A 13,573-nucleotide genomic window follows, 5' to 3' on the forward strand; every position below is an offset into this window, starting at 1 on the left:
GTGTGATGGTGATGGCCGTGTTCAAGACTCCTTCGCGGCGTCAGCTCAGTTCACCCGCGCGGGAATCCGGCACCGCCGTCAGCGCCCGGCGTTGCACGGACGCGCCGGGCCAACGTCTCGACCCTGACGTCCGCGCCACGTTCCAGCGCGCTTTGGGGCACGACTTCAGTGACGTGCGGGTGCACACCGATGCGGAGTCAGAGGCCGGAACGGGACGCCAGGCAGCGGCGGCGTGCATCGGCGGATCCGACATCCTCTTCGCCCCTGGGCAGTACGAGCCGCACCTCGACCGGGGGCGACGGCTGCTCGCCCACGAACTTGTTCATGTCGTCCAGCACCGCCGCGCCGGCGTCGGCATCCTGGGCGTCTCCCAACCGCACGACCCGGCCGAAACCGAGGCTGGTTCGGCTGTCGCGGCTCTGGGTTGGGGCGGTCTGCGGGCAGCCTACCCGGCTCTCACGACTGAGGTCGACGGCGATTGCGGCCGTCGGGCGGCGGTGGCACCGCCCAGCATTTCGAGCCGTACGGCATGGCTCTCCCGGCTCGAGCTCACCTACGACGACGGGCCCGATGCGGAGGGCAACACCGCCCGAGTGCTCGACGCCCTCAATGCCGCAGGGGCGCGAGCCACGTTCTACCTGGTCGGCAAGCGGGTGGTGCAGGGCGAGAACTGGCGCCTGGTCTTCGACATGGCCGCAGGCGGCCACTGGCTGGGCAATCACGCCTACGACTGGAACGACGCCAAGGACAATCACATCTTCCTGCACGGCACGGTGCAGGAACGTGCCGAGAAGATCCTTCAGACGGAATGGGCCATCCGCGACGCGCTCATCAAAGGGCGGGACGACGCGCTGCGACGGAAGATCTGGACGGGCATTCCGGAGCTCAACCGCTCCTACATCGCAGATGTGATCGCCCACGGAACCGGGCGCTTCCGGACCCCCGGATTCAGGAGTCACGTCTGGACCGCGGACGGTGCGACCTCAGCTGCGGCCCTTGCCTCGGTGAACCAAGTACTGGCTGCCAGTGGTCTGCGCACACTGGCCATCACCGAGGTCGGGATCCTTTCGCGCGAAGGCGTCACCGTGGACCCTGAGGACTACGTGAAAGGCCGTACCAGGGAGCAGATCACGGCCACGGTGACCAAAGGGGTGTCGGACAACCACGAATCAGTGCTCCTGCACTCGCGGATCGCTGCCTCCGCGGAGGCGACTCCCGCGATCGTGGCCGACTTCCAGAGGCGGAAGCTCACGTTTGGTCCCACGGTTCAGGGCATTGTCGGCAAGGTCTTTCCGAGGTCAGGCTTCGCTGGCCTCGGCGCGATCTCCGATCCCCCGACCGCCCAGCAGATATCGGCGGCGCGCTCCTTCCTGCGCACCAAACGAGCCCTCTACGGCCCTGTCGTCTCCGGCAGTCTGGCCATCGGAATCTTCCAGTTGGCCCAGCGTGCGGGAGCCCATGAGGTCGACGACTTCCTCACCGAGATACGAACGACCACCGTACCGACACCGACCGGGCCTGTCCCCCTGGCGAATTGGATGGCCGTGAACCCGGAGTGGAATCTCTTCCTGGGCTTCTACGAGAACTGGCGACTCGCCAAACCCTTCCCTCGTATCAAGGGCGCCACTCTCTGAGAGCCTCAGACGGGCTCTCGGGCGTCACCTCACTCGAAGAACTTGAGACTCCATCCCGTGTTGGTCTCGGCGCCGGGGACGTTGGCCCGCCGGTAGGTGATGTCGCCCCACCAGAGGAACGAGCCGCTGTACCAGTAGCGGTTCGCCCAGGAGTACGGCGTGCCCTTCGCGACCGCGTGGAACATCAGGGGGAACTTCTGGCCCGCGGGCGGGCTGGTGTTGATGTCGCCGTCGAGCAGGACGAAGCTGTGGTGGCCCGGGCCGTCGACGTACAGCGTCGGATCCCATCCGGTCATCATCGTGTCCCGGTGCGAACCGAACAGGCAGCCGTTCGACTTGTACCAGTCCCATACGTACGTGGGATCCCCGCCGGACCTCAGCCGCAGGTCGGCCAGGCAGTACTGGTCGCTCCAACTGCCGTTGGCGGAGTACACGATGTGCAGCTGACCGCTCGGGTCCTTGATGGCCTCCGGCGCCTCGTTGATGTACGGATTGCCGACCACCCGTTCCCAGCTCTCGCGGGGCTGCGAAATGATGTGGCGCTGACCGGTCGGGGTGGTCGGATCGCTCATCGGCGCGATGTAGAGGTTCTGTTCGACGTTCGTGTCACCGGCCCAGCCCGACCAGACGAACCAGCGTTCACCCTGGAAAGTGAACAGGGTGCCGTCGATGGCCCACTTGTCGTCCGGCAGGGCCAGCTTCTTCTCGCTCGTGTACCCGCCGGCGGGGCTGTCGGAGCTGATGACGTACATCCGGTGGGCGGAACTGCGCCCGGCCGAGAAGTAGATGTAGTAGCGGCCCGAGTCGCGGACGATCTCCGGAGCCCACACCTCACCCAGGTCGTTCGTGTCCGACCAGACCTTCTGCGCGGGCGCGGAGGCGAGGCCGTCCAGCGAGGAGGCCTGCCGTACGACGATGCCGCCGTCGGCCGACTTGACGGCGATGTAGGTGCTGCCGACCCGCAGCACGCTGGGGTCCGCGCCGTTGAGACCGGTCGCGCCCTGCACCGCGTTCTCGGGTGCGGGCGATGCCCCGCGGGCGGTGTCCGGCAGGGACAGGGACAGCGGAAGGGCGAGCGCGCCCGCCAGTGCGAGGGCGCCGATACCCAAGGAGCGTCTGAAGAGCTTCATGGACTCTTTCCCTTGTGTGGGGGGCTCCCTCTCGGACGACGCCCGGCCCGTGGAGGGAGCCGGTTGCGGACGACATCCGAGAGGGAGGATGTGGCGACGGGTGGCGATGGAGACCCTGACTGTCGCGTCGGTCGGGACGCGAAGTTACATCGTTGGAAGACCGCTCCCACAGGCTCCCGAAGGGGGCGGGACATGTCAACGCCTGTGGCGCCGTGGACCGTTGGGGAGCGACGAGTGCAGCGTCGGGCCGATCCTCTCTGCGCGTTCCGCCTGGCGACGTGCTCGACTCGCCGTGCGGCACGTGGCGGACCTCAACTCGCGGCGCGGACAGGCCGCGCCCATGCCCCTTCTGGGGAGATGTGCGCGGCAGTCCGAAGCGGGGAACGGGGAGCGAGGGTGGGTCAGGGAGCCCAGGGTGCTTCCACGGCCCAGGTGGTGTCCTCGGTGAACAGGCTGGGGTTGTCCGCGGCGCGGGAGCCGCCGGGGACGGCGAGGTACACCTCGGAGTTGTAGTGGCGCAGGTACTGGCCCGGGTAGTTCTGGGCCATCAGGCGCACGCCGCCCTGCCCCGGCACCGCGCAGAACGTGGCGTCCGCGCGGAACAGTGCCGAGCCGTCACCGGCCTCCCGGTGCACGCGGAACTCGCGGTGGCGCAGGTACTCGCCCGGGTAGTTGCGGGATTCGAAGGAGTAGCAGGAGCTGTCCGCCAGGCCGGGCACGATGCGCCACGTGGCGTCGTTCTTCAGGAGATCGGTGCTGCCGCTGTTCACGACCTCGGTGTACGCGAGGGCGTCCTTGTGCCGGATGTACCGGTCGGTGTAGCCGGGGGTGGTGACCCGCAGGGACTGGAGACCGGTGGGCAGGGTCGTCGGTGCCGCCGGACTCTTCGAGGCGTTGATCAGCGCCTGGTTCGCCGCCTTGACCCGTCCCGCGTCGACCTTGACGACCTGGCGGTCGTACGTCAGCAGGCCGTTGACCTCGTTCTCGACGTCGGTGATCTCGGTGTAGACCGACGCGGACAGACCGGCCGGCATCTGTTGCAGGCGCAGGGCGTCGATCAGGCCGATGAAGCGGTTGTTCAGGTGGGCGGCGTCGGCCTGGTCCTCGTACGAGAAGCCGTTGCCCGGCGACCATTCGTGGCCGGGGACCCGGAGTCCGAGACCGCCGTACTCGCCGAGCACGGCGGCCCGGGTCGAGGACGGGGTGGTCACGCCCGGGCCCACGTAGATGTGGTGGTCGATCACGTCGCCGTTGCCGCCGTCGACCGAGCCGCAGCAGTTGATGCCGCTCATGTTGTCGACCAGACGTGAAGGGTCGGCCGCTTTCACCTTGTCGGCGATGCGGGCCTGGTCGTACTGGCCCCAGCCCTCGTTCTCGTCGACCCACATGACGAGCGACGGGGAGCTGCGGTGCTCGTCGATGATCTGGTCGTACTCGGCCTCCCACTGGGTGCGGGCGGCCGTGTCCGGGGTGCGGGTGTCCATCGCGGGCATGTCCTGCCACACGAGCAGTCCGAGTCGGTCGGCCCAGTAGAACCAGCGCTGGGGTTCGACCTTGATGTGCTTGCGGACCATGTTGAAGCCGAGGTCCTTGTGCTTCTGGAGGTCGTACTTGAGGGCGTCGTCGGTGGGCGCGGTGTAGATGCCGTCGGGCCAGTACCCCTGGTCGAGTGTGCCGGTCTGGAACAGGAACTTTCCGTTGAGCAGCAGCCGTTGCCTGCCGTCGACCGTGCCGCGCGAGATCGACCGCAGGCCGGCGTAGCTGCCGACGGAGTCGGACACCGTGGAGCCGGAGACGAGGTCGGCCTTGACGTCGTAGAGGAACGGGTCGTCGGGGGACCAGAGGTGCGGGTCGGTGATCCGGACCGTCAGCTGCGAGCCGACCGCGCCGGTCGCCGAGCCCACCGTCGTACCGCCCGAGCTGACAGTGACGCGTGCGCTCTGGCCGCTGATCCCGTCGCCGCGGACGGTGACCCGGAGGGTCGAGTCGGAGAGGTTCGGCACCATGTCGAGGCGGGTGATGTGGGCCGGGGCCGTGGGCTCCAGCCACACCGTCTGCCAGATGCCGGAGGCCGCGGTGTAGAAGATGCCGCCGCCGGGGTGCGGCGTCACGTCGTTGATGCGCTGCTTGCCCACGGCCTGACCGCCGGTCTGGGTCGGGTCGAACACCGAGACCACGATGGTGTTGGTGCCGCCGTTCAGCAGGGGCGTGATGTCGTAGCCGAAGGCGTCGTAGCCGCCGCTGTGCGCCGTGCCCGCCTGCTGCCCGTTGACCCACACCGTCGTACGCCAGTCGCTGGCGCCGAAGTTGAGCTGGACGCGGCGGCCGTTCCATGCGGAGGGAACGGTGAACGTGCGCTTGTACCAGAGCTTGTCGTTCTGGGTGATCTTGCGCTGGATGCCGGAGAGCGCGGATTCCGCGACGAAGGGGACCCGGATCTGCTCGGTGAACGTGGCCGGCTGTCCGGCGTCCGCCGAGGTGACGGCGAAGTCCCAGATGCCGTTGAGATTGGCCCAGTCGGGCCGGGTCAGCTGCGGTCGCGGATACTCCGGCAGCGGATTGTCCCGGGAGACCTGGTCGGTCCACGGCGTCGTCATCGGCGCCGGTTTGGGGGTCCAGGCGGTGGCCGCGGCCTGGGTGGCGGGGGCCATGGCGGTGGCGCCGCCCAGGAGCAGCGCGAGGGCGGTCAGCAGGATGCCGAGCGCGCGGCCCGGGCGGGACGCGGACAGGGCACGTGTGAGGCGTGCCGGTCTGAGGGGGGTGGACGGGTGGTGCATCGGGGCTCCTCGTGTCGCAGGGCGCGGCCGGACGGGCCGCCGGACGGCGGTACGGAGGTGCTGGAGCACGCGGGGTGCCCGGTTCTGGTTGATCCTTACAACGCTGTACGGGAGAGGCGCTGAAGGGGTCGGATTCAGGTGCCTCAGGCGGAGAGGGCGCGCCGGAGGTACGGATCGGCACGCCACTTCTTACATCGTTGTAAGAGAAGTTATGGCGTACGGTCTGACAGCGCGTCAACGCCTTGGACACGCAATCTGCCGTGGACGGTCAACTCGCTGCGGGCGCCGCCGTGCTGGCGCGGACCACCAAGCGGGTGGCGAGCTCCACCCGGGGGAGATCGACGTCCTCGCCGTCGATCACCCGCAGCAGCGTGCGGGCCGCCATGGCCGCCATGTCCTGGAGCGGCTGGCGGACCGTGGTGAGCGTGGGGTCGCTCCACTGCGCCACGGGCAGATCGTCGAAGCCGACCACGCTGATGTCCTGCGGAATCCGCAGCCCGCGCTCGCGCAGCGCGGTGTACGCCCCGAACGCCTGCAGGTCGCTCGCGGCGAACACCGCCGTGGGGCGGGGCAGTCGGCGCTCCTCGGCCTCGTCGAGGAGGGCGATCGTCTCGGCGCGCCCCGAGGGGTCGGTGAAGGCGCCGTAGCGCACGGAGCCCTCGGGGGCGTCGAGACCGGCGGCCTCCATCGCCGCCCGGAAGCCGTCCGCGCGCGCCCGGCTGCACAACAGCTGGCGCGGGCCAGCGAGATGGGCTATGTGGCGGTGTCCGAGGCCGATCAGGTGCTCGGTGGCGGCGACCGCGCCCGCCCAGTTGGTGGCGCCGATGGTCGGGACGCCGGCCTCGACGTTGCCGACGGGGTCGACCAGGACGAACGGGACGCCCAGCGAGGCCAGCCGGGTGCGCTGGCCCAGCGTCAGATCGGAGACGACCAGGATCGCGCCGTCCGAGCGGCGGGCCGCCAACTGGTCGAGCCAGGCGCTGGTCTCCGAGCTGCTGCCGTGCGCCGCGGACAGGACCATGCTGACGCCCGCCTCCCGCAGGGTCTCCTCGGCTCCGCGGATGATCTCGACGGACCACAGGCTGTCCAGCTCGTTGAGGACCAGGTCGACGATGCCGCCACGGCGCCGCGGACGGCGCGGGTGGTAGTGGTGGCGCGCCATGATGTCCTGCACGCGTTCCCGGGTCGCCGCGGAGACGTCGCTGCGGCCGTTGAGCACCTTCGACACGGTGGCCGTCGACACTCCGGCCTCGGCCGCGATGGAACCGATGGTTGCGCGGGGGCGGGACTGTGCGGTCATGCGGCGTAGGACTCCCGTGAGACGGAGGCGTGCGGGGCGCGGCAGGGTGCGGCGTCGTGGGGTGAAGCCTAAAGCCCGTCATCGGTCGTCCGGCATCCCTCCCGGTCCCTTCGCCTCCAGGCCGGGGGGTGTGCGTTCCTGGTAGTCCAGCGCGGTGAACCCGGCGGGACGTCCGCCGCCGGTGAGGTCCTGCGCGCACACGCCGATGAAGGCCCCGGTGAAGCCCCAACTGCTGAAGTGCGCGCCGTCGCCCACGGTCGCGTACTCGTCGGAGAGGCGGGCCACGTCGAGGGCCGGTCCGAGCGGGTGTTCCGCGCGGACGTCGGGGTCGGTGCCCACCGACCAGCTGAAGGCGGCCTCGGACCCCCGTCCGGTCAGCCGCAGCCGGACCGGACCGTCCGGGGGAAGCCGCACGAGCGGCGCGGGTTCGCTGTAGCGGCCGCGGTCACAGACGGCGAGGCGCAGGACCCTGCCCTGTTCCTCGGTCCAGGTGACATGGGCGTAGTGCCAGAGCTGGGTGTTGTAGAAGTGGACCAGGCCGGCCATGTGCTGGGGCGAGCGCGGTCGGAAGGAGACCGTCGTCCCGGCTGTGAAGCGCAGGTGCTGCTGGCGGCGGGCCACCAGGCTCTGTTCATGGAGCGACGAGAGCGACTCGCCCCCGCGCAGCCGCAGGCCCGGGGTGCCGTCGTGCGCGCCGGTCCGGGTGAGCCAGGACGGATCGGGATGCCGGCGCAGGGTCATCCACCCGGGGTCGAGGACGTTGGCGGGCGCAGCGGCCGGCGGCTGTGACGAGAGGCGTTCACCAGTGGGCGCGGGGACCTGCACGGACGGGCGCCCGGGGCCCGCGTCGCCGTCGACGCGAGGCCAGCCGTCCAGCGTCCAGTGCACGCGCTGCAGGGCGGTTTCGCGGCCCAGTACGCAGGCGCCGCGCGGGGTCAGCGGGCGTGCGGTGAGGTGGGCCAGGTACCAGGCACCGCCGGGGGTCTCGACGAGGCTGCCGTGGCCGGCCTTCTGGAGCTCCAGGGCGTCGTCGCCGTACGCGGTGAGCAGCGGGCCGGCCGGATCGGGGGTGTAGGGGCCGGTGACGTCACGTGAGCGCGCGACGGTCACCGCGTGCTCCCACGACGTGCCGCCCTCCGCGGTGACCAGGTAGTACCAGCCGTCCTTGCGGTACAGGTGCGGTCCTTCGGTGCGTCCGAGCGGGGTCCCGGAGAAGATCCGCCGCGCCGGCCCGACGGTCCTGCGCGCGGTCCGGTCCCACTCCTGCAGCAGGATGCCGCCGAACGGATCGTGGCCCGGCCGGTGGTCCCAGGACAGCCACAGCAGCCAACTGCGGCCGCTGCCGCCCGGACCGGTGTCGTGGAACAGGGACGGATCGAATCCGCCGCCGGGTGCGGGAGCGGGGTCGGACCACGGGCCGGTGGGGGAGGGGGCCGTCGTGACCCAGTTGCGTACGTCCTTGTAGGCGCCGGTCAGGCTCCTCACGTGGGAGTAGACGAGGTGGAACAGCCCGTCGGCGTACGACAGGCACGGTGCCCACACGCCGCCCGAGTCAGGGGCCCCGGCGAGGTCGATGAGCCGCTCCTCCGTCAGCGCGCCGCCCAGCGGGCGCCAGTTCACCAGGTCGCGTGAGTGGTGCAGCGTCACCCCCGGCAGCCATTCGAAGGTGGAGGTGGCGAGGTAGTAGTCCTCACCGACCCGGAGCAGGGACGGGTCCGGGTGGAATCCGGCCAGGACGGGATTGCGGATCATCGCGGGCCGTCCGGGCGCGGGCGGCGGCGCGGCGGAGGTCGGCCCGGTCGTGGGTGCGGCGGCAGTCATGCGGTTCCTCGGGGATCGATGAGGATGCGGTCACGGTCAGGGGTGTGGCGTGGCGGCGCCGGAGCGCCGGCTCATCCCTTCACCGCTCCGGCCATCACGCCGGAGACGATGCGCCGGGCCAGTACGGCGAAGAGCACGAGCACGGGGACGACGGAGACCACGACACCGGCGAGCATCAGGGTGTAGTCGGTGTAGTAGCCGGCGGCGAGTTGGTTCAGGGCGATCTGTACGGTGCCGTTCTCCGGAGGCAGGGCGATCAGCGGCCAGAAGTAGTCGTTCCAGGCGAACATGAAGGTGAACATGCCGAGTACCGCCGCGACCGAGCGCACGCCGGGCCAGGCCACGTACCAGAAGGTGCGCAGTTGCCCCGCGCCGTCCATCCGGGCCGCTTCGATGAGTTCGTCCGGGACGTTCTCCTCCATGGCCTGTCGCATCCAGAACACGCCGATCGCGGAGACCAGGGAGGGCACGATGAGCGCGCTGAGCTTTCCGTAAAGGCCCAGGTCGGTCACGAGCAGGTACAGCGGGATGATGCCGAGCTGCGTCGGCACCATCACCGTGGTGATCACGACGACCAGGAGGGCGTTGCGGCCGGGGAAGCGGAGTTTGGCGAAGGCGTACCCGGCGAGCGACGAGAGCAGGACGTTGCTGACGGCGGTGGTGCCGGCGACGGTGAAGGAGTTGCCGAGCGCCTTCCAGAAGTCGACGGTGTCGAAGACGCGCCCGATGTTCTCCAGCAGGTGTCCGCCGGGCACCAGGGACGGGGTCGAGCCGCCGAGTACGGAGTTGTCGCTGTGCGAGGCGACGACGAACGTCCAGTAGAGCGGGAAGACCGAGGCGAGGACCACGGCGGCGAGCAGGGCGTAGGCCAGCGGACCGGCGCTGTCGTGGCGCCGGGGCCCTGCGGCGCGGGCGCGCGGGCGTTCGGCGGCCGGGAGTGTGGCCATGCGGGGGCTTCCTTCGGGGGCCGGGGGAGGGGTCATCGGTCGGAGCCGCCCAGGCGGCGGGTGAGGTAGAAGTTGAGCGCGGCGACCGCGGCGATGACGAGGAACAGCACCCAGGAGACGGCGGACGCGTATCCGGCGTCGTTGTTGATGAACCCGTACTTGTAGAGCATCAGCGTGAGGGTCTGGAACTGGTGCTCCGTGCCGCCCTCGGCGTTGGCCTGGGAGTCGAACAGCAGGGGTTCCGCGAAGAGTTGGAGGCCGCCGATGGTCGAGATGACGACCGTGAAGAGCAGGGTGGGGCGGATGGCGGGCAGGGTGATGCGGCGGAAGGTGAGCAGGCGTCCGGCGCCGTCGACCATCGCCGACTCGTACAGGTCGCGCGGCACCGCCTGCATCGCGGCGAGATAGATCAGGGCGTTGTAGCCGGTCCAGCGCCACATGACCATGAAGCTGATCGCGAGGTGTGAACTCCAGGTGTCCGCGGTCCAGTCGACGGGGGCACTGATCAGGCCCAGCTGTTCCAGGACCCAATTGACGACGCCGAAGTCGCGGCCGAACAACTGCGAGAAGACGAGGGCCACGGCGACCACGGACACGTACTGAGGTACGAGGACGAGGGCGCGCCAGGTCGTCCTGGCGCGCAGCCGGCGGTCGAGCAGCCAGGCGACGGCCAGGGCGAGCAGCAGCTGGGGGACCGTGGAGAGCAGGTAGATGCTGAAGGTGTTGTAGGTGGCGTTGTAGAAGTCGGGGTCGGCGAACAGGTCGCGGAAGTTCGCCAGGCCCGTGAACCCGCCGTCGCCGGTGAGCCGGTCCCAGCGGTGCAGGGACACCCAGAGCGTGTAGAGCAGCGGATAGAGCCCGAACAGCCCGAAGACGACGAAGAACGGTGCGATGAAGGTGTACGGCGTGACGCGGCTCTGCCGCGTCGGCCGCCTTCGGGCCCGGCGGCCCGGTGGCGCTTCTGATTCGAGGGTGCGCTGGGCACCGGCGGTGTGGACCGCCATGGAATCTCCTTACGGGCTCGGCAGTCGGGTGCAGGCGTCGGGGGTCAGTGCTTGAGGTTCTTCGCCGCGTCGGACAGGGCCTTCTGCCAGGCCTGGGCGGGGGAGGACTTGCGCTGCTCGACGAGCTGGAGGGCGTTGGCGAACGGGATGCGCACCTGCTGGTCCTTGGTGCCGCGGTAACTGGGCTTGAGGCCCTGCGCGGAGGCGGCGAAGATCTTGCCGGTCGGGGCGTCGTCGAAGTACTTCTGCCGGGTGTTCTGCACTGCCGGGTCGGACAGTGCGCCGGTGAGTGACGGGAGCGAGCCGGTCGGCCCCTGGAAGATTTTCTTCTCCGAGTCCGCCGAGGTCAGGAACGCGGCGAGGTCGGCGGCCTCCTTCGTGTGCCTGCCCTGCTTGGGCACCGTCAGGAAGGAGCCGCCCCAGTTGCCGCCGCCTCCGGGCACGGAGGCGATGTCCCACTTGCCCTCGCCCTCCTTGCCGGCCGCGGTCTGGATGAGACCGGTCATCCAGGCGGGGCAGGTGATGGTCGCCATCCGGCCCTGCTTGATGCCGGCGTTCCACTGCTGGCTGAACGGGACGAGGTTGGCGGACATGCCGTCGGCCGCGGCGTCGGCGGAGGCGGAGAAGGACCGCTTCACGTCCGGGTTCTCGTCGGCTATGTAGGAGTCGTCGGCGTCGAAGAACCCGTACTCGGTCTGGTTCATCATCGCGCTGAACACGTTGCCCGCCGAGTCGAACCAGGCGTGGTCCTTCACCTTGGTGCGGAACGTGTCACCGGCCTTGAAGTACGCGTCCCAGGTGGGCCACAGCCTGCCCACCGCCTCCCGGTCCGTGGGCAGCCCCGCCCGGCGGAAGAGGTCCTTGCGGTAGCAGATGGCGAGGCCGCCGACGTCGGTGCCGTACCCCATCACGAACTTGCCGCCGTCGGTGGTGCCTTGGGCCCACTTGTAGGGCAGGTACTCGTCCTTGCGCTTCAGCCCTCCCGAGGCGGCGAGGTTCACGAACTTGTCCTGCACCGTGCGGAACTTGGGCAGGTAGCCCTCCTCGATCGCGACGACGTCGGCGGCGCCGCTGCCCGAGGACAGCTGTGTGGAGAGGCTGTTGTGGTGCTGGTCGAGCTGGGAGATCCGCTCCTTCACCACGATGTCGGGGTGCGCCTTCTCGTACTCCTTGATCAGCGGCTTGTACCCGAAGTCGCTGAAGGTGGCGACAGTGAGGGTGATCTTGCCGTCGGACTCCACGGAGCCTGAGGCGCAGCCGGACAGGGCGAGCAGGGTGGCGAGTGCCGCTGCCGTGGCGGCGGATCTGCGGGCGTGCGAGGAGCCCATGGGGGACCTCCGAGGGTCGTGAACGAGTGGGAGACCGAAGGACGCGAGGGCGTTTCGATGCGGACAACCTGACGGTTGACGAAACTTGATGTCAAGAGTTTCGAAGAACATTCGCAGCCGTCATGGATGTCGACCGATCTCCAAGTACCCCTGTTCAAGGCAGTGTTACGTCAGGGGGATTCGCCTTCCGGATGCCTGGAGTGTTTCGAACGCGGAGCCGCAACCAGCGAAGGTCTACGAAACTTACGTGATTCATTGACGTAACGCGGAGCGGTCTCCACGATGCGGGGCGGAACTCACCCCCCAATAGGAGGAGTTGACCCGTGAATCCCTTCAGGCCCCTGAGATCCATGAGACGTACGAACCCGACGACGTCCCTACGCGGACGCGTCACGGCAACGGTGGCCGGCCTCGCGGCGGCGGCCGTGCTGGGGGCGCTCGGCACCGCGCCCGCCTCGGCGGATTCGACCGTCGCTGCCCGCAACCTCCCACCCGACGGCAGGACGCTGTCCCTCATGGGCCAGGACAGCGACACGCTCGCCGACTACAAGCGCGACGTCCTCGACCAGTCCGCCCTCGGCGCGCCCGCCCCCGGCGGCGTCACGCTCTACACGAACCTGGTGCTCGGCGGGAACCCGGAGCCGCTCGCCGGGATGAACGGCCCAGCCAACTGGGGCGCGGGAACCGTCGACTTCAACAGCACCCTCGCCCAGTACCCCGACGCGGCCGTCGCCGTCGGGCTCTATCTCTCCGACGCCACCACCGGCTGCAACAACCAGCCGCTGCGCGCCATCATCGGCACGAACGACAGCGACGTCACCTCGGGCAGCCCGAACCTCATCACGCGCTACCGCGACAAGGTCGACGAGATGGTGACCAAGCTCAAGGGCTACGACCGCCAGGTGTTCCTGCGGATCGGCTACGAGTTCGACGGCCCCTGGAACTGCTACAACGCCGGCTTCTACAAGCAGGCGTTCGCCTACATCAAGGGGCGCATCGACGCCCTCGGCGCCACGAAGGTCGCCACGGTCTGGCAGACCGCGGCCTGGCCGCTCAACACCAGCACCGACCACCCCGAATGGAACTACGTCGTCACCGACCCGCACCACTTCGACGCCTGGTACCCCGGTGACCAGTACGTCGACTGGGTGGGCCTGTCCGCGTTCTACTCGGCCGGATCGGTGAACACGCAGTGGGGCTGCAGCGCGACGGACACCGCGCCGGCCGACCTCCAGGACCGCGTGCTGAACTTCGCCCGCGGGCACGGCAAGCCGGTGATGGTCGCCGAGTCCGCGCCGCAGGGCTACGACAACGGCGCGGGCACGAAGAGCTGCATCATGCGCAAGGGGCCGGTCGCCGCCGACGCGAACACCCTCTGGAACGAGTGGTACCAGCCCTACTTCGACTGGATCGCGAAGAACCGGGACGTCGTGCGGGCCGCCGCCTACATCAACACCGACTGGGACAGCCAGACGCAGTGGCAGTGCGCGGACGGCGCCCAGGCCGGCGGCCCCGGCTGCTCCAACGGCTACTGGGGCGACTCCCGCATCCAGGCGAATCCCACGATCCGCGACCGCTTCCTCGGCCAACTGCGCGGCTCGGGCTGGGCGAACGGCTGACCCCGCACCATGT

Annotated in this window: 9 protein-coding genes; 2 read left to right on the top strand and 7 right to left on the bottom strand. The window is 69.5% G+C overall.

Annotated features, from left to right (window positions below; genetic code table 11):
* Positions 1–11: 11 nt before the first annotated feature.
* Positions 12–1,634: an eCIS core domain-containing protein gene (locus M4J07_RS28870; protein WP_255976342.1), complete on the top strand. Its 1,623-nt coding sequence runs from the start codon at positions 12–14 to the stop codon at positions 1,632–1,634.
* Between the two features lie 29 nt (positions 1,635–1,663).
* Here the strand turns inward: M4J07_RS28870 and M4J07_RS28875 are convergent, their stop codons facing one another.
* The 7 genes from M4J07_RS28875 to M4J07_RS28905 form a co-directional block, all read right to left on the bottom strand.
* Positions 1,664–2,764, bottom strand: coding sequence for a glycoside hydrolase family 43 protein (locus M4J07_RS28875; RefSeq protein WP_255976344.1), 1,101 nt, complete (start codon positions 2,762–2,764; stop codon positions 1,664–1,666).
* 401 nt (positions 2,765–3,165) lie between these two features.
* The gene (locus tag M4J07_RS28880) at positions 3,166–5,541 is read right to left on the bottom strand and encodes an AbfB domain-containing protein (protein WP_374215096.1); all 2,376 of its coding nucleotides are present in this window, start codon (positions 5,539–5,541) and stop codon (positions 3,166–3,168) included.
* 268 nt (positions 5,542–5,809) lie between these two features.
* Entirely contained in the window at positions 5,810–6,841 is a 1,032-nt protein-coding gene (locus M4J07_RS28885) for a LacI family DNA-binding transcriptional regulator (protein ID WP_255976345.1), read from the bottom strand.
* A 78-nt stretch (positions 6,842–6,919) separates the two neighbouring features.
* Positions 6,920–8,662 carry a glycoside hydrolase family 43 protein gene (locus M4J07_RS28890; RefSeq protein WP_374215097.1) on the bottom strand — a complete coding sequence of 581 codons (1,743 nt, stop codon included), beginning with the start codon at positions 8,660–8,662 and terminating at the stop codon, positions 6,920–6,922.
* 71 nt (positions 8,663–8,733) lie between these two features.
* Positions 8,734–9,609 (bottom strand): carbohydrate ABC transporter permease, encoded by an 876-nt coding sequence (locus tag M4J07_RS28895; RefSeq protein ID WP_255976347.1) that lies wholly within the window; start codon positions 9,607–9,609, stop codon positions 8,734–8,736.
* Between the two features lie 32 nt (positions 9,610–9,641).
* Positions 9,642–10,613 carry a carbohydrate ABC transporter permease gene (locus M4J07_RS28900; protein WP_255976349.1) on the bottom strand — a complete coding sequence of 324 codons (972 nt, stop codon included), beginning with the start codon at positions 10,611–10,613 and terminating at the stop codon, positions 9,642–9,644.
* 44 nt (positions 10,614–10,657) lie between these two features.
* Positions 10,658–11,941, bottom strand: a complete 1,284-nt coding sequence (locus M4J07_RS28905; protein ID WP_255976350.1) for an ABC transporter substrate-binding protein — start codon at positions 11,939–11,941, stop codon at positions 10,658–10,660.
* 350 nt (positions 11,942–12,291) lie between these two features.
* Between M4J07_RS28905 and M4J07_RS28910 the strand changes: the two genes are divergently transcribed.
* Positions 12,292–13,560 carry an endo-1,3-beta-xylanase gene (locus M4J07_RS28910; protein ID WP_255976352.1) on the top strand — a complete coding sequence of 423 codons (1,269 nt, stop codon included), beginning with the start codon at positions 12,292–12,294 and terminating at the stop codon, positions 13,558–13,560.
* Positions 13,561–13,573 lie beyond the last annotated feature (13 nt).

This window comes from Streptomyces longispororuber (assembly GCF_024448165.1).
GTDB classification, from domain to species: Bacteria; Actinomycetota; Actinomycetes; order Streptomycetales; family Streptomycetaceae; genus Streptomyces; species Streptomyces longispororuber_A.